Source organism: Paraburkholderia sp. BGA-UO-ETr-F12 (assembly GCF_059567945.1).
The window spans coordinates 144748-162022 of the sequence record NZ_JCAQOZ010000067.1; the positions used below are offsets into that span (position 1 = coordinate 144748).

17 protein-coding genes are annotated in these 17275 nt (G+C 61.2%); 7 read left to right on the forward strand and 10 right to left on the reverse strand.

Going from position 1 to position 17275, the window contains the following annotated elements; translation table 11 throughout:
• Positions 1 to 49: 49 nt before the first annotated feature.
• The 5 genes from AC57B6_RS37185 to oxlT all read right to left on the reverse strand — a co-directional run bounded on the left by AC57B6_RS37185 (position 50) and on the right by oxlT (position 6502).
• Complete coding sequence (locus AC57B6_RS37185) at positions 50 to 1216, reverse strand: HPP family protein (RefSeq protein ID WP_444513997.1); 1167 nt, start codon at positions 1214 to 1216, stop codon at positions 50 to 52.
• Between the two features lie 330 nt (positions 1217 to 1546).
• The gene (locus AC57B6_RS37190) at positions 1547 to 1978 is read right to left on the reverse strand and encodes a PAS domain-containing protein (protein ID WP_144192220.1); all 432 of its coding nucleotides are present in this window, start codon (positions 1976 to 1978) and stop codon (positions 1547 to 1549) included.
• 108 nt (positions 1979 to 2086) lie between these two features.
• Entirely contained in the window at positions 2087 to 3337 is a 1251-nt protein-coding gene (gene frc, locus AC57B6_RS37195) for a formyl-CoA transferase (protein WP_028195267.1), read from the reverse strand.
• A 26-nt stretch (positions 3338 to 3363) separates the two neighbouring features.
• A complete protein-coding gene (oxc, locus tag AC57B6_RS37200; protein ID WP_178370767.1) occupies positions 3364 to 5106 on the reverse strand; it encodes an oxalyl-CoA decarboxylase in 1743 nt (580 codons plus the stop codon).
• A gap of 64 nt (positions 5107 to 5170) precedes the next feature.
• Positions 5171 to 6502 carry an oxalate/formate MFS antiporter gene (gene oxlT, locus AC57B6_RS37205; RefSeq protein WP_046572351.1) on the reverse strand — a complete coding sequence of 444 codons (1332 nt, stop codon included), beginning with the start codon at positions 6500 to 6502 and terminating at the stop codon, positions 5171 to 5173.
• Positions 6503 to 6960: 458 nt separating this feature from the next.
• On the opposite strand from oxlT, the gene AC57B6_RS37210 reads away from it, so the two are divergent.
• The 6 genes from AC57B6_RS37210 (at position 6961) to AC57B6_RS37235 (ending at position 11344) form a co-directional block, all read left to right on the forward strand.
• On the forward strand, positions 6961 to 7350 hold the full coding sequence (locus AC57B6_RS37210) for a hypothetical protein (RefSeq protein WP_144192222.1): 390 nt from the start codon (positions 6961 to 6963) through the stop codon (positions 7348 to 7350).
• 246 nt (positions 7351 to 7596) lie between these two features.
• Positions 7597 to 7968, forward strand: coding sequence for a GFA family protein (locus tag AC57B6_RS37215; RefSeq protein WP_028195263.1), 372 nt, complete (start codon positions 7597 to 7599; stop codon positions 7966 to 7968).
• Complete coding sequence (locus tag AC57B6_RS37220; RefSeq protein ID WP_496423207.1) at positions 7965 to 8087, forward strand: hypothetical protein; 123 nt, start codon at positions 7965 to 7967, stop codon at positions 8085 to 8087. The genes AC57B6_RS37215 and AC57B6_RS37220 overlap by 4 nt, the downstream gene beginning before the upstream one ends.
• Positions 8088 to 8094: 7 nt before the next feature.
• On the forward strand, positions 8095 to 8835 hold the full coding sequence (locus AC57B6_RS37225; RefSeq protein ID WP_028195262.1) for a response regulator: 741 nt from the start codon (positions 8095 to 8097) through the stop codon (positions 8833 to 8835).
• On the forward strand, positions 8832 to 10151 hold the full coding sequence (locus tag AC57B6_RS37230; RefSeq protein WP_496423208.1) for a sensor histidine kinase: 1320 nt from the start codon (positions 8832 to 8834) through the stop codon (positions 10149 to 10151). Before AC57B6_RS37225 ends, AC57B6_RS37230 begins: the two co-directional genes overlap by 4 nt.
• A gap of 149 nt (positions 10152 to 10300) precedes the next feature.
• A complete protein-coding gene (locus AC57B6_RS37235; protein WP_046572354.1) occupies positions 10301 to 11344 on the forward strand; it encodes an alpha/beta fold hydrolase in 1044 nt (347 codons plus the stop codon).
• A 37-nt stretch (positions 11345 to 11381) separates the two neighbouring features.
• Here AC57B6_RS37235 and tssE read toward each other — a convergent pair whose 3' ends face one another.
• From tssE to tssK, 5 genes are read right to left on the reverse strand one after another with little or no spacing between them, the layout of a single operon-like run.
• Positions 11382 to 11822 (reverse strand): type VI secretion system baseplate subunit TssE, encoded by a 441-nt coding sequence (tssE, locus tag AC57B6_RS37240; RefSeq protein ID WP_496423313.1) that lies wholly within the window; start codon positions 11820 to 11822, stop codon positions 11382 to 11384.
• Between the two features lie 43 nt (positions 11823 to 11865).
• On the reverse strand, positions 11866 to 12351 hold the full coding sequence (locus tag AC57B6_RS37245) for an Hcp family type VI secretion system effector (RefSeq protein WP_496423209.1): 486 nt from the start codon (positions 12349 to 12351) through the stop codon (positions 11866 to 11868).
• A 3-nt stretch (positions 12352 to 12354) separates the two neighbouring features.
• The gene (locus AC57B6_RS37250) at positions 12355 to 14184 is read right to left on the reverse strand and encodes an OmpA family protein (protein WP_496423210.1); all 1830 of its coding nucleotides are present in this window, start codon (positions 14182 to 14184) and stop codon (positions 12355 to 12357) included.
• On the reverse strand, positions 14184 to 14918 hold the full coding sequence (locus AC57B6_RS37255) for a DotU family type IV/VI secretion system protein (protein ID WP_496423211.1): 735 nt from the start codon (positions 14916 to 14918) through the stop codon (positions 14184 to 14186). Before AC57B6_RS37255 ends, AC57B6_RS37250 begins: the two co-directional genes overlap by 1 nt.
• Entirely contained in the window at positions 14915 to 16264 is a 1350-nt protein-coding gene (tssK, locus tag AC57B6_RS37260) for a type VI secretion system baseplate subunit TssK (protein WP_496423212.1), read from the reverse strand. The genes AC57B6_RS37255 and tssK overlap by 4 nt, the downstream gene beginning before the upstream one ends.
• A 489-nt stretch (positions 16265 to 16753) precedes the next feature.
• Here tssK and tssB point away from each other — a divergent pair, with 489 nt between their 5' ends.
• A complete protein-coding gene (gene tssB, locus AC57B6_RS37265) occupies positions 16754 to 17266 on the forward strand; it encodes a type VI secretion system contractile sheath small subunit (RefSeq protein ID WP_444513989.1) in 513 nt (170 codons plus the stop codon).
• Positions 17267 to 17275: the final 9 nt, after the last annotated feature.

A 17275-nucleotide genomic window follows, 5' to 3' on the forward strand; every position in this document is an offset into this window, starting at 1 on the left:
CGTGACATTTATGCCGGCGTTTCGGCGCAGCTGTCCGTGTGTGATCGTGCTACGCCGCCGCGTGTCGTCGCTGGACGTAAGCCTGCCGGTACAAACCCGCAATAAGGTCGGCCTGCGTGATCATTCCGGCAAGCCGCCGATTCGCATCCAGAACCGGGATATGGTGGTGCCCGTAGTTCGCGAACACGGGCACGAGTTCGACGATCGGCGTCGTCGCGTCGACCGTATGAACGTCGACGTTCATCAGGGCGCCGACCAGCGGCGGCGGGGTGATGCTGCGCCGGAACCAGCGTTGCAGCGGAGACGACAGACCGGCCGCCTTGCTGAATGCGCGTTTGTCCACAAGGTCGGCGCGGGTCACGATGCCGATCACGTGCTGCTTCTCGTCGGTAACCGGGAGTGCCTTGATGTTGCGTTGTTTCAGCAGGCTCCATGCCGCCGACGCCCTCGTGTTTGCCGACACCGCGACCAGCGAACGCGACATGATGTCGGCGCAACTCAGCTCATTGAACGTGCGGGCATAGGCCTGCAACTGAACGTCGCGCAACAGGGTTTCCAGATCGTCGGTGCCGATGTCGAGCAGTTCTCCACGCTTGCTCAGCACGGACTCCAGGTCCGCACGTGTGAAACCTTCGCTCGCCGCTGCCGTCGAGGCCGCCGCGCCTTTGACCGAACGCTGGGCGACGTGCGGGTATCGATGCCCGGTGGCTGCGTGGTAGGCGATGGCCGCGCCCAGCAGGGCGACCGACTGGATTGCGATCGGCTCGAGCACGAAGCGATAGCCCAGAGCATGGACGACCGGGCCGCCCAGAACCGCGGTGAGGGCAACCGCGCCCGACGGCGGGTGCACGCAGCGCAACGCGAACATCGCGCAGATCGCCAGCGCGACGGCCAGCGCGCCGGCGCCCACTGGATCGGCGATCCAGCTTGCACAGGCGACCCCTACCGTCGCTGAAACGAGATTGCCGCCGATGATGGACCATGGTTGCGCCAGCGGACTGGCCGGCACTGCGAATAGCAGTACGGCCGACGCTCCCATGGGCGCTACCAGGAGCGGAATGTTGGCTGCCGACCCGAGAAGGACGTGCATGCTGCCGCCGGTGAACGCGATGCCAAGCAATGCGCCGAGACACGATCTGAAGCGCTCCGGCCACCGGACGGCAACAGGGTGAGGGGCAAAGCTGGAAAACCAGCGAACAAGAGCGTAACGGGACAAGGGGCGACGAGTAGGGACGTGGGTGGGTATCACGTAGGACGGCAGCACGCCTTAAAGCCAAATTCCTACGAGACGAACGAATAGGCCGACATAATTATATCTCATTATGATATAAAATCGCGTACCGGATCGGCAGCGTCCGACAGAATCGCACTGACAAGGGAGTTCAGACCGATCCAGCGTCTGACGCCGAAGTGGCCGGATGCCACGCGCCCGCTACGCCCGATGTCGTGCTGCTCAGACAGGCCGCGCAATATCTGCCGGGTCTGATGGGCAAGCCGTCGGGCCCGCGTGGGATTAACTGCCGTGATGAGCTGCCGCGATACGCGCTTACGCGCGCACGGACGTTTCCAGTTCCGCGAGACGCTTACGCAGGAGGCGGTCCTCCTGGAAGCGGCTGGTTTCGTCGCGGATCACCGCAACAATGCCGGTGAGTTCGTTTTGCGGCGAATGCAGCAATGCAACCGTAAAGGCAATCGAGAGCGACCGGCCGTCTTTATGGATGGCAGGCACGCGCAGCACGTCGTTGCCGTAACGGGTTTCGCCCGTTGCCATGGTCTTGTGATAACCGTCCCAATGGCGGCCGCGTAGACGTTCCGGAATGATCAGATCCAGCGAATGTCCGAGCGCCTCGCTTTGCGTAAAGCCGAACATGCGTTCTGCCGCGGGGTTCCAGAATGTGATGCTGCCGCCGGCATCTGAAATGATGACCGCGTCGCCGATCACTTTGACGAGTTGCTCGAAGTCGATGCCTGTTTGCATGATCCTCCCCCGAATGTAAAACGCAGATCGCTGGATGGGATACGGCGCCCGCGAAGGACGCCGTATCCGCACGCCCGAGCATACACACGGGCACGCGGGGTGGCACGCTCAAACCGCTTTGATTTCGCGCAGATTGAAAATATCCTGCTGGCTGTAGCCGAGACTTGCCAGCACCTCGTCCGTATGTTCACCGAGCAGCGGCGACGCGGTGACCTCCGGCTTCATGTCCGAGAACTTGATCGGACTGCCAACCGTCAGATAGGCGCCGCGTTTCTTGTGCGGCACTTCGACGATGGTACCGCTTGCGCGCAATGACGGATCGTTGGCCAGTTCCTTCATCGTCAGTACCGGTGCACACGGAATATCGAACTTGCGCAGGATGTCGACCGCTTCGAATTTGGTCTTGTCGGCGAGCCATGCCTCGATGGTGCCGAAGATCTCGAAGATATGCGGCTGACGTGCTTCAGCGGTCTTGTAGGCCGGGTCGTCGATCCACTCAGGTTTGCCGAGCGCCTTGCAGATCGGCTCCCACGCATGGCCCTGGATCGTGAAGTAGATGTACGCATTCGGATCCGTTTCCCAGCCCTTGCACTTGAGCACCCAGCCTGGCTGACCGCCGCCGCCCGCGTTGCCGCCGCGCGGCACCACGTCGCTGAATTCGCCGTGCGGATACTGCGGATACTCTTCGAGATAGCCCACGCGCTCCAGCCGCTGCTGGTCACGCAGTTTCACGCGGCACAGGTTCAACACGCTGTCCTGCATCGATACGGCGACCTTCTGGCCCTTGCCGGTTTTGTCGCGTCCAATCAGTGCAGTAAGAATGCCGATCGCCAGATGCATGCCGGTATTGCTGTCGCCGAGCGCCGCCGCGCTGATGGTCGGCGGACCGTCCCAGAAGCCGGTAGTGGACGCCGCGCCGCCTGCGCATTGCGCGACGTTTTCGTAGACCTTCAGGTCGTCATAGTGGTGGCCGTCGCTGAAACCCTTGACGGAAGCGACGATCATCTTCGGGTTGAGTTCGTTCAGGCGTTCCCATGAAAAACCCATCCGGTCCAACGCGCCAGGTCCGAAATTCTCGACCAGCACATCGGATTCGCGAACCAGCTTTTCGAGGATTTCCTTGCCTTCGGGCTTCTTCGTGTCCAACGTCAGCGACTTCTTGTTGCTGTTGAGCATGGTGAAGTAGAGCGCGTCGGCGTCGGGAATGTCGCGTAGCTGATTGCGCGTCACGTCGCCGGAACCCGGCCGTTCGACCTTGATCACGTCGGCGCCGAACCAGGCGAGCAACTGGGTGCACGCAGGACCGGCCTGAACGTGGGTGAAGTCGATGATCTTGATGCCTTCGAGAGGTTTGGTCACTTTGCTATCTCCGTGTTTATGCTGGATTACTTTTTCATCGCCGCGCTTTGCGGATTCAGATTGGTCAGGCGGCCACTTTCGGTGCCGGCCGCTTCGTCGATCACGGCGTTGATCAGGCTGGGTTTGCCGGACGCGATCGCTTCGAGCAATGCGTTGGTCAGTTCTTCCGGGGTGGTGGCGTGGTAGCCGATACCGCCGAATGCCTCGATCATCCTGTCGTAGCGCGCGCCCTTCACGAACACGGTCGGCGCGACGTCCTTGCCGCCGGTGGGGTTCACGTCGGTGCCGCGATACACGCCGTTGTTGTTGAACACGATGGTGCACACCGGCAAGTCGTAGCGGCAGATGGTTTCGAGTTCCATGCCGCTGAAACCGAAGGCACTGTCACCTTCGATCGCGACAACCGGTTTGCCGCTCGTCACCGCCGCGCCGATCGCGAAACCCATGCCGATGCCCATGATTCCCCACGTGCCGGAATCGAAGCGCTTGCGCGGCTCGTACATATCGATGATGCTGCGCGCGTAGTCGAGCGTGTTGGCGCCTTCGTTGACGACGTTGATGTCCGGGCGTGTCTTCAACACATCGCGGATCGCGCGCAACGCGCTGTGGAAGTTCATCGGCGACGGATTCTGGTCGAGCGTGGCCGCCATCTTCGCGAGATTCTTGCTCTTGCGCTCGGCGATCGCGCCGGTCCACTCCGCGCCCGGTTTCGCGAAGCTCGCATCGAGGCCGGCGCGCAGGGCCGCCACGCACGAACCGATATCGCCGATCACCGGCGCCGCAATCGCCACATTGCTGTCGATCTCGGTCGGCGAGATATCGACCTGAACGAATCGCTTCGGCGCCGCGCCCCAGGTTTTGCCCTTGCCGTGCGAGAGCAGCCAGTTCAGACGCGCGCCGATCAGCACGACGACGTCGGCTTCCTGCAGGACAAACGAGCGCGCCGCCGACGCCGACTGCTCGTGTGTATCGGGCAACAACCCCTTGGCCATCGACATCGGCAGATACGGAATGCCGCTTTGCTCGACGAACGCGCGGATCTCCGCGTCGGCCTGCGCGTAGGCGGCGCCCTTGCCGAGCAGGATCAGCGGACGCTTCGCGCTCTTCAGTACGTCGATCGCGCGCTTCACCGATTCCGGCGCCGGCAACTGACGCGGCGCGGCATCGACGACCTTGACGAGCGACTGCTGCGCCTTCACGGCGTCCATCGTTTGCGCGAGCAGCTTGGCCGGCAAGTCCAGATACACGCCGCCCGGTCGGCCCGACACCGCGGCACGGATCGCGCGCGCCACGCCGATGCCGATGTCCTCCGCATGCAGCACGCGATACGCGGCCTTCGCATACGGCCTGGCCGCATTTAGCTGATCCATTTCCTCGTAATCGCCCTGCTGCAAATCGACGATCTCGCGCTCGCTCGAGCCGCTGATCAGGATCATCGGGAAGCAGTTGGTGGTCGCGTTGGCGAGCGCGGTCAGGCCGTTGAGAAAACCCGGCGCCGACACGGTCAGGCAGATCCCTGGCTTCTGCGTCATGAACCCGCTGATGGCCGCTGCGTTGCCCGCGTGCTGTTCGTGACGAAAGCCGATGAAACGCATCCCTTCCGCTTGAGCCAGCCGCGCGAGATCGGTGATCGGAATACCGACAAGACCGAAGATGGTGTTGATCTCGTTCAGTTTCAGCGCGTCGATGACGAGATGGAATCCATCGGTCGTCTCGGCTGCCTGCTGATTCTGGGTCGCTTCTGTTGCGGGCCTATCGGCTTCTGCCATGATATGTCTCCTTGGTCACGGGGCTGTGTGGGATTCGTCGTGAGTGGCGCGCTCACGGGGTTGTTTATTCAGGCGAACCGCCAGGCGACGGCTGAAGCCGCGCTTCGGCGATGACCGCGCCGGCCGGCGTGCCCGAGTTCTCGATCCAGCGCTTTCTCATCGGCGCGAGGATGAACTTTGCGGACACGGCCGCAGCGATCGAGATCACCGCCGCGCAGATGAATACGGTGCTCCACCCGCCGTTCGCCGACAGCACCGAGGCGAGCGGCACCAGCATCGACGCGGTGCCCTTCGCGGTGTAGAGCGTTCCCGCGTTGGCGGCGGCGTACTTGCTGCCGAAGGTGTCCGCGCAGGTTGCCGGGAAGATCGAGAAAATTTCGCCCCAGCACAGGAATACGGCGGCGGCGAAGAACATGAATGCGTAGGGGTTATGGCCGAACTGCATGAGCCCGAGCAACGCGACGCCTTCGCCGAGAAAGATCATGAACATCGTGTTCTCACGGCCGATACGGTCCGACAGAAAACCGCACAACGGACGCGTGAAGCCGTTGCACAGATTGTCGATCGACAGCGTCATGGTGAGCAGCGGCAGCGTGACGCCAAGCAGACTCACCGGCAGCTTCGCAAAGCCGTATTCCTTCGCGATCGGCCCAAGCTGCGCGGTCGCAATGATGCCGCCGGCCGCGACGAACACGAACATCAGGTACAGCACCCAGAAGAGCGGCGAACGGATCATCTCGCCGGGCGTGTAGTCGACCTTGCTTGCCACCACGCGCTTCGCCGCGACAACGGTTGCCGGCGGTTTGGGGCGTATCAGCATGGTGGCGAGCAGAAAAATGCAGACGCCCTGGAAGATGCCGAAGAACATGAAGGTGTGCTGGTAGCCCGAGCGCTGGATCATGTTGGCGATTGGAATCACCGTCACGGCCGCGCCGGCGCCGAAACCTGCCGCGGTCAGACCGGCGGCGAGACCGCGTTTGTCCGGAAACCATTTGAGCGCCGTGCCCACACAGGTGCCGTACACGCAGCCCGCGCCGATACCGGCGATCACTGCTGCGACGTACAGCTCAACGAGACTGCTCGCGTGCGCGTCGATGATCCAGCCGAGCGCCGCGCATAGCGAGCCGCCTATCACAACCGGACGTGGTCCGAACTTGTCGACGAGCCAGCCTTCGACCGGCACGAGCCACGTTTCGGTGACGATGAAAACGGTGAAAGCTGTCTGGATGGCCGCCTGGCCCCAGTGGTGGGCGTTGTCCATCGGTACAACGAACAATGTCCACGCGTATTGCAGATTCGCGACCAGTCCCATGCACACGATGCCGATCGCCAGTTGCACCCAGCGGTGATGTCTGAACGCCGTACTGCCGCTCTGGGATACGTTGGAATGTCCCATGTCATTCGTCTCCTATAGCTCCGTCACGCTCGATTGGCGCGTTGGACTGACGTGATCGAATCGCTTCCGCGCCGATTTGTCTGCGGGCAAGAAAGCGCCAGTGGTCGGCCAGGGGAACTGCCCTAACGAAAAGCTTTAGCCGTCGATCGCACGACAACGGGGTAACAGCTGTTTGGCGTGGAGGGGCGTCTGAGGGGATGCTGCGCGAGAACAGCGATAAGTAAAAATTAAAACATTTTATGGTTTGCATTCGGCATAGCTAATAGATGGGCTCGCCACTGCCGCCCGAGCGGCGCCGGGCGCGCGATACGGCCATCCAGCATGCCGGGGTGGGATTCGCCGTCATAGGGAAATCCATGTATACATAAAGCACTATCGTTTTTCGAAAAAACTTTAACTATTGTTTATTGATTGATCATCCTATTGTTGGTCATGTCAATTTCCTGAGGGAGACGATCATGACCCCGACCCAGTTCGACATGTGCGAAAGCACGCAAGATGGGGAAGTCGAAGCGCAACTGTGTGCGTACAACAGCGCATTCGACGAACTCGGCCTGCGGTTCCGTTGGGATGCGAACATGCTCGCGTCGCTGGCGCTGATCGAAGGCGAGGAAGCGCGGATCGTTGCGTACATCGAAGCGCACCACCCGCATTTGCTGACGGCGTACAGCCCGGGGTTTTTAAGCCGGGTCATTCTCGAGAAGAAAAACGCCCGCTATCCCGTCAGCCTGCCAAAGCGTGCCGGAGGCGCGGTGGATCCAGTCCAGACGGTACGTCAGCGGCGTATTGACAGCCGGCACGAGCGCGCAACGTACGAGATCGATCTGCCCGCGTTGGCTGGTGTCTAGACGCGGCGCCCAGGGCCACGGTTGCAGCGACCAGCGCGGCGGCGGAGGTTTTGAGTCGGGGGCGCATGTCGACGTCGCTATCAGTGATGAGCATGGCTACGTCGGGACGCCGGTTCGTTTCCGGCTTGTGTCGCCGGGGCGGTTCGGCTGCAATGTTTTGTGTCACGGGAGCACCCAGATACATTGGGATACAAAAGCTCGCGCGGGCTGGGCTATAAAGCAGCCATACCCGCTACGGAGTGCTCCATGAACACTGAATTGCTGAAAGGGTCCTGTCATTGCGGGACCGTGAAATTTGAAGTGCGTACCGATGTGGTTCCGGCTGGGCGTTGCAATTGCAGCCTGTGCCGGCGCAGGGGCGCGCTGATGACACCACCGTTCGCCGCCGGCGAACTGAAGATCCTGCAGGGTGAGGAAGCGCTGACGCTCTATCAGTTCAATACGCGCACTGCCAGGCACTACTTCTGCAAACACTGCGGCATTTATCCGTTTCACCAGACACGTAGGGATCCGCAACTGTGGCGGGTCAACATCGGTTGCCTCGAGGGCATCGATCCGTATACGCTGGAGGCCAGCGTGGCCAATGGCGCCAGCCTGTCCGTCGTGGAGGACGCATGAGACGGCTGATGGCGATGCTTGCCTTCGTGGCGGGCGGATTGGCGGCGGAACTCGCACACCCCGTGGATTGTTCACTGATCGGCGTGAACCGGGTGCGCGTCAATCGTCGAAAGGATTGATCCATTGATGGAAAACATCGACCATGTCCTGATCGTCGACGACGATCGCGGCATCCGCGAATTACTTGCGACCTATCTGGAGAAAAACGGTATGCGCGTTTCGCTGGCCGCCAACGGCCGGCAGATGCGCGCGGTGCTCGAACAGGGGGCGCCGGATCTGATCGTGCTGGACCTGATGCTGCCGGGAGAAGACGGTCTCGTGTTGTGCCGGGAACTGCGCGCCGGCAAGTTTCGCACGGTGCCGGTACTGATGCTGACCGCCCGAAGCGAAGAAGCGGATCGTATTGTCGGACTGGAAATGGGCGCCGACGATTACCTGTCCAAGCCGTTTGCGGTGCGTGAACTGCTGGCACGCATCCGCTCCGTGCTGCGCCGCGCGCGGATGCTGCCGCCCGGCATGCAAGTGACGGAAACCGCGCCGATGATCGGCTTCGGCGACTGGCGGCTCGATACCACCGCGCGTCATCTGCTCGACGCCGAGGGCACGATGGTCGCCCTGAGCGGCGCGGAATATCGCCTGCTGCGGGTATTTCTCGATCATCCCCAGCGGGTGCTGACGCGCGATCAATTGCTCAATCTGACCCAGGGCCGCCAGGCCGATCCATTCGACCGTTCGATCGATCTGCTGGTCAGCCGTTTGCGGCAACGCCTGCAGGACACCGCGCGCGAACCCCGTTACATCAAGACGCTGCGCAGCGAGGGTTATGTCTTTTCAGCAGCCGTGACCATGAGTGAAGGCAGTCCATGAAGCCGAGCACCCTGCTGCATTGGCCGCGCACCTTGTTCATGCGGCTTGCGCTGATTCTGTTTGTCAGTCTTGCGCTGGTACAAACGCTTTCGGTCTGGCTCACGATGACGGAACGCGACCAGACCATGGCGAACGTGATGATTGGCTACATCGAGCGCGAGGTCACCAGTTCAGTCGCGCTGCTCGATCATCTGCCTGCTAACGAACGCGCCGAATGGCTGCCGAGGCTGGCGCGGCGCACCTATACCTTCAATCTCGGGCCGGGGGTTGCCGGCGCGCCTCCGGATGCAGCGCTTTCGGCGCGGGTCGCTCAATCTATTGCGGACGGTATCGGCAAGCGCTATCCGCTTACGGCCAATGCTGTCCCGGGCGACCCGGAGCGCCTGCAGGTTCATTTGCAGTTGAGCGACGGCACGCCGCTGACGATCGACTACCACCCGATGCCAGGCGCGCCGCTGTCGCCCTGGTTGTCGTGGGTGCTGGTGTTGCAACTGGTCGTGCTGGCCGTCTGTTGCTGGTTGGCGGTACGGCTGGCGACGCGTCCGTTGAGCCAGTTGGCGCGAGCAGCCGATACGCTAGGCCCCGACCTGAAAGCAGAACGCCTGCCCGAAGACGGGCCGGACGAAGTGGCGCGCGCCGCTCGGGCGTTTAACGCCATGCAGGACCGCATCAGGCTGTACATGACCGAGCGCCTGCAGATTCTTGCGGCGATTTCGCACGACCTGCAAACACCGATTACCCGCATGCGGCTGCGCGTCGACGTCATGGACGACAGCGCGCAAGGGGCCAGGCTGCAACAGGACCTGCAGGAAATGGAAACGATGGTCAAGGAAGGCGTCACCTACGCGCGCACCATGCATGGCGCCAGCGAGGCGCCGCTTCGTATCGATCCGGACGCGTTGTTCGACAGCCTCGTGTTCGATTATGTCGATGCCGGCAAGGACGTTTCGCTGCACGGGCGAATCGATACGCCATTGGTGACGCGTCCGCAGGCATTGCGCCGGATCGTGGGCAACCTCGTCGACAACGCGCTGAAGTTCGGCGGGTCAGCGGAGATCAGGGTCGCCGCTTCGCCGGAAGGGGAGGTGACGGTCTCGATACTCGATCGCGGGCCGGGTATTCCGGCTGAGTCGCTGGAAGCCGTGTTCGAGCCGTTCTATCGGCTCGAAGGGTCGCGCAATCGCGGCACCGGCGGCACCGGGCTGGGTCTCGCGATTGCGCGGCAGCTCGCGCTGGCGATGGACGCAGTTCTGTCGCTGCATAACCGGCCCGACGGTGGCCTGGAAGCCAGGCTTTTGCTGAAAAGTCTTAACTAGATTCCGGCGCCACCCAACTGTCCTTTGTATCTCAATGTATCAACCCCGCCGACAGATACATAGGATTGCGCTGCTGCTCCTTGCCGACACAAGCCAGATACGTTCGCGGGTTCTAATACTTCCTGGCTAATCTAAAAGGAGAATCAGCGATGCCGGATCAGATCAATACGCGACGTCGTCGTCTGCTGGGGACAACAGTTGCGGGTCTCAGCTTGATGGAGTTGGGTTTGAGCGGACTTGCCCAGGCGCAGTCGAACGGCACGTCACCCAATCCGAAAGCGGGACCCCGCGCTACTTCGTTCGACAACATTCGCCAGGTCAATGCTGGAACACTCAGTATGGGCTATGCGGAAGCCGGCCCACAGAACGGACCGGTGGTCATCCTGCTGCACGGCTGGCCCTACGATATCTACAGCTTCGCCGAGGTCACGCCAATGTTGGCGGCCGCGGGTTATCGGGTGATCGTGCCGTATTTGCGGGGTTACGGTTCAACGCGGTTCCTGTCCGCGGATACGCCTCGCAACGGTCAGCAGGCGGTGGTTGCCGTCGACATCATTGCATTGATGGACGCATTGAAGATCGACCAGGCGATCTTTGGCGGCTTCGATTGGGGTGCGCGCACGGTGAATATCATCGCCGCGCTGTGGCCGCAACGCTGCAAGGCAATGGTGTCGGTGAGCGGCTATCTGATCGGCAGCCAGGAAGCCAACAGGACGCCGCTGCCGCCGAAGGCTGAGCTGGCCTGGTGGTATCAGTTCTATTTCGCCACGGAACGCGGCTACGCGGGGTATGAAGCGAATCGCCACGACTTCAACAAGCTGATCTGGCGTCTCGCATCGCCGAAATGGAACTTCGACGACGCGACGTTCGAGCGTTCGGCTGAGTCGTTCAATAATCCGGACCACGTCGCGGTGGTGATCCACAATTACCGCTGGCGTCTCGGGCTGGTCAAGGGCGAACCGCAATACGACGGACTGGAAGCGATTCTGGCGAAGGCACCGGCCATCGCGGTTCCGACCATTACGATGGAAGGCGATGCTAATGGCGCGCCGCATCCCGATCCTGCTAGCTACGCGAAGAAGTTCACCGGCAGGTATCAGCACCGGAATATCGACGGTGGTATCGGACATAATCTGCCACAGGAAGCGCCGAAGGCATTTGCGGATGCCATTGTCGATGTCGCTCGCTTTTAAACGGACGACAGAACGCCGTCGAGTTGTTGAGCGTGGGTCAAGGTCGCGGTGGGCGCAAGCGTTCCTCCTGAAGCCGTTGTACACGCATGCGGCCCGGTGGTTCGAAGTACGTTCCGAACTGCACCAGTCCCGCTTGCTTCAGGTGACACGTCATTTCGTAACTCACCAGCACACCGGGATCGGGATTGTCGATGTACGCCACGTCGATTGAGCGGATACGCGGTTCGTACACCAGCAGAGTCGACTCCATCTGTTGCTTGAGCAGATGCGCGGAAGCGGGCAGCGCCTTGTAGATGTTCGTCAGGTCGGGTAGTCCGTAATCGGGCAGGTGTTTGAGTGCGCCTGCCCGTGCGTTGAGAATGCGGCGGACGTTCTGCTGGATGCTCAGGATCTCAAGGGTTCTGTCGTCGTACGCATCCAGCGGTTCGCCGCCGATCTGGCCAAGCAGTTTGTCGTAAAGGGAAGGGCCCACGGGTATGACGTACTCCTTCAGATGATTGGTGCCAGCCGCCCGGCGAACCTTATGAGCGTTCGTTCCAGCTATCGGCGTGAATGATGTTGCCGTCCTTGTACGACCACGTGATCTTCTCGTAGCGTAGTTCAACGTCTTCGAGATGGTTGTGTTTCTCGTAGGCCGGGTTCTTGATGTCGAGCATCTTGGGTTTGACCGCGACTACTTTCACGTTGTCGAGCCGGGTGTTGAAGTATTCCTTTTCTTTGCCCGCATCGTCGATCTTGTACCACTTGATTTCGATCGACTTCAGCGTCTGGCCGCTTGTCACTGCTTTGTACAAGTAAGGCGTCGCCGCGTCGGTTTCCTTCGTGAAGGTGATCGGAGCATGCACGCGCGTGCCGGTTAGCTTGCCGGTATTCGAATCTGTCGGGATATTGATGCTGTGATCGAGCGCGACCACCTCGACGCTGCCTTCGCGGCCCTGAACCGTGACGGAACCCTTGATGTCGGCGCCGCCATCGTCCTTGATCCACATGTATGCCGGAATTGCCACTTTTCACTCTCCTTGGTTTTGACTGCAACAAGCGTCCGGAGTCGATCCCGGACCGCGGATTTCCCGAAGCCATGCTCCGGGTTCGAACTGCGTCGAGCGTCGGCCGGTGTTCTGCCCTGGTGCGAGGCGGATCGGCCGCCACGAAGGCGTTTCCTTCGGTGCGACTCTCAAGGGGGGCTGCGGGGTGTCCGATACCAGGATGATCTCGACGCGCCGGTTCCGCGCACGTCCGGCATCGGTATCGTTGCCGGCAATCGGACGGGTGTCGCCATAACCCTGGATCGCGAAGCGCGTGACCGCAATGCCCGATGCGTCCACCAGCCAGTCGCGCACGGCCCCGGCGCGCGCGATCGACAGCTTCAGATTGCTGCCGGCGTCGCCGACGTTATCTGTGTATCCGGCGACCAGAATCCGCTTGTCCGGATGAGCCCCGATTAACTCGAGCGCGCGGACCAGTGCACGGGTAGATCCTGGTTTGAGCTGTGCCTTTCCACTGTCAAATAGCGACATGCTGTCTAGTGCGATCAACACTGGTGGCGAAGGTGGTGCTTTGTACGAAGCGATCGCGGTGTTGAGCAAGGGCACGAGCGCCGTTCCGCGATACATACCGAACGACAGGCGCAGCGGTACGCCGAGGCGTGCGTAACGGTCGAGCTGGTCGCGGTCCGCGACGAGTGCCTGCAACGCGTCGCGGCGTGCGGTATCGTGCCCGGGCGGAATCATCGAGAACCGGCCGAGATGGGCCCCGATGTGAGCAAGCAGTGCATGGTTGTTTTCTGCCGAGCCCCAGGTAGCCAGTGCGCCGGCGCAGGTGAGCAGCGCGATTGCATGAGCGAGCGCTGCGAGACGCGGCGACACCCAGCGCCGTCGCGGCGTGGCGTCGATCAGCGGCTGAGGCAGTGGCCACGGTGCGGGCGATGCGGCCATCGGCGGCGGCATGACGCGGGTTTGGGCAAGGACGTGCCGCGCCCACGGTGAGCCGGGCCCGCTCGCCGGGCCGCAATCGATCCACCCGATACCGACGAGCGCACACGGTACAGACGATTGCAGATGACCGGTCAGCGAGCCGATCACAACCTGTCGTGTCCAGCCTATGATCGATGCAAGAGCCGCCGCACGATGAGCCGGAGCAGGATCGTTTCCGGCCTGCGGCACTTGCGCTTCGGCAGCCCGCATCACTGAATCGAACCGTTGGATGTCTGTCTGCCTGTTTGCCACCGACACGCCATACCATTGAGGAGCCGTCGCGGGCAATGCGGTGAGCCGCTGGTAGATGGCGATGTTGACGGGTAACGCTGTGCCGAGCATGCGTGAGGCGTCGCTGATCGACTGGCGCGCGCTGCGTAATGCCTGCGTCAGCGCGTCTTCGCCAGCATGCAAGACGGGTGTGATCGACAGCACGATGCCATCGGGTGCGCGGCCGTCGCGCCACCGCTTCACGGCAACACCGATTAACGCCAGATCGCGTGGGTTGTCGACCCGCAACCAGATCGCCCCGTCGCTAACGTGTGCCAGTTGTTCCTCGTGCCCGCCACGATTGAACAGTTCGGGCAGCGAGTCTCCCATGACCAGCACCAGCGGCATGCGCGCGTGCAGGCCCAAGTGCAGATCGGGCGATGTGGCGGCCAGCGCGTGCAAGCTTTGCTCGCTAGCACGATTGAGGTGCAAGGTGCACACGACGACAGCAACCAGTGCCATCAGCATCACGCCCACGGCAGCGATCCAGGCTAGTCCACGGCTGACCGGCAAGATAATAAACAGCACAGCAAGCGATAACACGGTCGCAAGGACGACCATCGCGCGGAACGGATACCCCAGGCGTAGTTCGGACATCACGGTTTCATGGCGCGCGCAGACGCTACCAGACGGGCGAGTTGCGCATCGAGCGTCTGGTCCCAGGTCAGGTAGACGAAAACCGCCGCGAGGCCGCAGATTCCGGCAATTACCCATGGCGAGAGATGACAAAGCCAGTCCGACGCACGCCGTCCGGTGCGATCGGCGATGAAGGTCCGCTCGACGCGGGGCCGAAATTCTTCCAACCGGGCGTTGAGCGTGGCAATCAACGCCGCGCGCTTCGCTTCTTCCTCACGCGCGTAGCGGCCCTTGAATCCGAGACCAAGAACAGCGGCGTAGCATTCGAGCAGATCGACGTTGGGCGGTACTTCTCGCAAGCGTTCCGCGAGCCGGTCAAAGACGTGCTCGCCGGCGTCGAGCTTGCCGAATCGCTCGACCTGCAACGGGTGCGCTTCCCAACCGGCTCTATCTTCTATCGACGGGCAGCGCAATACCGCTTCGTCAAGCAGCCCGCACTGGGCATACTGCGCGTCCTCCCGAACGTCGGCGGGATAACCTCGCTGTTCAAGCGCGGAGGAAAAGGTAGCGATTAACTGCACGCAACGCTCGCGTAACTGATCCAGCGGGTCGGTCTCACCGCCTTGCGTCAGCATGCTGACGAGGAGTGCCGTGTCACGTAGCAGGTCGCGAATTCCCGCCCCGGTTGACCGGTCGCAAGACGGTTGTGCCGCCATCAAGGGGATTGTCTTGGGAGTATCGGCGATCGGTTTCATGAGCGGATCACCGCGTAAAGTTCAAGCGAAGGATCGGCCACCGTTGCCGGCAGATAAATCTGGCAGGCCCGTGCAGCCAGCATCCGGGCGTGCGCAGGAGCGCTAGGGTCGAGTGCGAAGTACAGGTTGTCCAGACGCATCGGAATGGCGGCCGGGACGCGCTGGACCGCCTTGAGCGGGATGCCCGCAAGCGCGGAATTGACGAGGTGCCCGAGGTCGTCCGGTGCACCGATCTTGCACACTTTCGGGAACAACTCGGCCAGTTCGAATGGCGCGAGCGCGGCGTTGACTGACAGGTAGTAATCCGCGCCGGCCACGAGCCGCTCGTCCTGAAACTGGCCCATCCACATAGTCGGACTCTTACGTGTCAGACCAATCGAAATCACACGCGACGGAATGATCGAGTCGAGCAGATCGCGGATCATGGTTTCGAGCTTCGCGAAAATCTCGTCGGCCCGTACATGGTCGTACGTCGGGATCTCGTTCAGTTGGGCGCTGGTCGAAAACGTCATCAGCACACTCGCCAATTGGGCCAGCATCGAATAGAGCCGTTCAGGCGGTTGGCTTGGGTGCGTGGCGATGAAGCGAAGTTGTGGCCAGTACGTGTGGATGCAGTGGAGCAGCCAGAACAGCGAGACATCGGCGACGCCGTATTCCACAACGGCCTCGATGCGCTCGCTCTTACGCGCGCCCAACGTCGCGCTTTTCGCCTGCAGAATGTCGGCAAGACGTTTCACCCGCTCGACATGCAAGGGGTGACCGGCCAGTGTCAGACACGGCGGCACGTAATAGCGATCCAACTGAAAGTGACCGCCTGTGCCGCGCGTGAGACGGGCGATTGCGCAGATTGTGTCATCAGCCTGCTGTTCGAAGTCGAACAGCAGGCGCACCGCGTGGCGTTCGGCCGCCATTTCGGCCTCACCCGTGCCGTTCAGATCGGTGACTTTCACAAACTCCCGATACGAGCGGCGCGGCCGCGCGAGTGTCGTCTCGTCGAAGCGGCAGTTGCTGCCCGTGGCATCGATCAGCGGCAGCGCCGCTAGAACCACGACGCTTTGCATCCCGGGCGGAAAGCCTCGCGTCAGATCGCGGGCGGACGGCAGTGCGTCGCTCACGGAGGTGTCGAATACCGTACCATCAGGAAAACGAAGTTTCAGACGCGTGAGTTTGAGGCGTCCATTTGGCAGTGCCTCCTCGTCGATCTCCACGCCAAGCGTGCCCCACGGTTCCACGATTGCGGCCGAGGCGAACTGCCGGTGCACGAAATCCGTCCACCGGTCCTGTTGCTGGAATTGCTGCTGGTTGAGGATCAGGCCTTCGTGCCAGAGCGGTTTGTCGATCCGCATGTGTGGTTTTCTCTCTGATTGTTTTCGGTCTGGATGGCGGATTCTATCCGCGGTAAATCACGTCGGTATATCCCATTGATAGTTGTTTTTATATTCGAAGCCGAAAACCTTTAATCGCTTGGTTTCTTGTTTTTAGTCAATAAATTGATGGGCGATGAATCGCGCTGAATATCTCATTATTATTTTGTTAGATTGAAGTCTTGCCATCTGCCGTGGGTCGTGAGTGGCTTGGCTGTGGCGGAATTGATTTGATGGGTTATTAGGGTTGTTTCTTGAGAAAATCATTGAGAGATTCTGATTTGTTCTTAATTTTGTGATTATTTTTATAGGGCGATTGAAATTAACGTATTTGCATTCAAGCGACAGGTCTTTGACTTGATTGTCGAGTTGCGTGTTTAATTCGGATCGAATTGAAAACAACCGCATAAGTAAGTACGGATCACGTTGCTGCGATACCACAGTGATCCTCCTTTTACAAAGGACTACACAGTGGACAGCTTCCAGCACGAGATTCCGAAGTCAAGAGTGTCGATCACATTGGACCTGCATACGGGCGGCGCCCGGAAGAAGGTCGAGTTGCCCCTCAAACTGCTCGTCGCCGGTGACTACGGCGCGGGCAAGGAGCAGGCACCGCTTGCGGAGCGCAAGAAGATCAATATCGACAAAAACAACTTCGACGCCGTTCTGTCCGATCTCGCACCAGAACTGAAGGTCAATGCCGGGAACACGCTCGCCGAAGACGGCTCCGAGCTGCCCGTAGCGCTCAGCTTCCGGTCGATGAAAGACTTTGAACCCGAGCAGGTGGCGGCGCAGATTCCCGAACTGCAGCCTCTGTTGGCGATGCGCAATCTGCTGCGGGACCTGAAGTCGAACCTGCTCGACAACGGCACATTCCGTCGCGAGTTCGAGAAGATTCTGAAGGACCACGCACTCTCGCGGCAACTGCGCGGCGAACTTGCACTGATCGCTACGTCGGCAGCGCAGCCAGAAGGTCACGCGTAGGTCGAGGAC

Coding starts and splice junctions, on each gene's coding strand:
- AC57B6_RS37190 (WP_144192220.1), bottom strand. CDS start 1,978: ATGCAAACAGGCATCGACTTCGAGCAACTCGTCAAAGTGATCGGCGAC.
- oxc (WP_178370767.1), bottom strand. CDS start 5,106: ATGGCAGAAGCCGATAGGCCCGCAACAGAAGCGACCCAGAATCAGCAG.
- AC57B6_RS37215 (WP_028195263.1), top strand. CDS start 7,597: ATGAACACTGAATTGCTGAAAGGGTCCTGTCATTGCGGGACCGTGAAA.
- AC57B6_RS37250 (WP_496423210.1), bottom strand. CDS start 14,184: ATGTCCGAACTACGCCTGGGGTATCCGTTCCGCGCGATGGTCGTCCTT.
- AC57B6_RS37210 (WP_144192222.1), top strand. CDS start 6,961: ATGACCCCGACCCAGTTCGACATGTGCGAAAGCACGCAAGATGGGGAA.
- AC57B6_RS37235 (WP_046572354.1), top strand. CDS start 10,301: ATGCCGGATCAGATCAATACGCGACGTCGTCGTCTGCTGGGGACAACA.
- AC57B6_RS37255 (WP_496423211.1), bottom strand. CDS start 14,918: ATGAAACCGATCGCCGATACTCCCAAGACAATCCCCTTGATGGCGGCA.
- tssK (WP_496423212.1), bottom strand. CDS start 16,264: ATGCGGATCGACAAACCGCTCTGGCACGAAGGCCTGATCCTCAACCAG.
- AC57B6_RS37220 (WP_496423207.1), top strand. CDS start 7,965: ATGAGACGGCTGATGGCGATGCTTGCCTTCGTGGCGGGCGGATTGGCG.
- oxlT (WP_046572351.1), bottom strand. CDS start 6,502: ATGGGACATTCCAACGTATCCCAGAGCGGCAGTACGGCGTTCAGACAT.
- AC57B6_RS37230 (WP_496423208.1), top strand. CDS start 8,832: ATGAAGCCGAGCACCCTGCTGCATTGGCCGCGCACCTTGTTCATGCGG.
- AC57B6_RS37225 (WP_028195262.1), top strand. CDS start 8,095: ATGGAAAACATCGACCATGTCCTGATCGTCGACGACGATCGCGGCATC.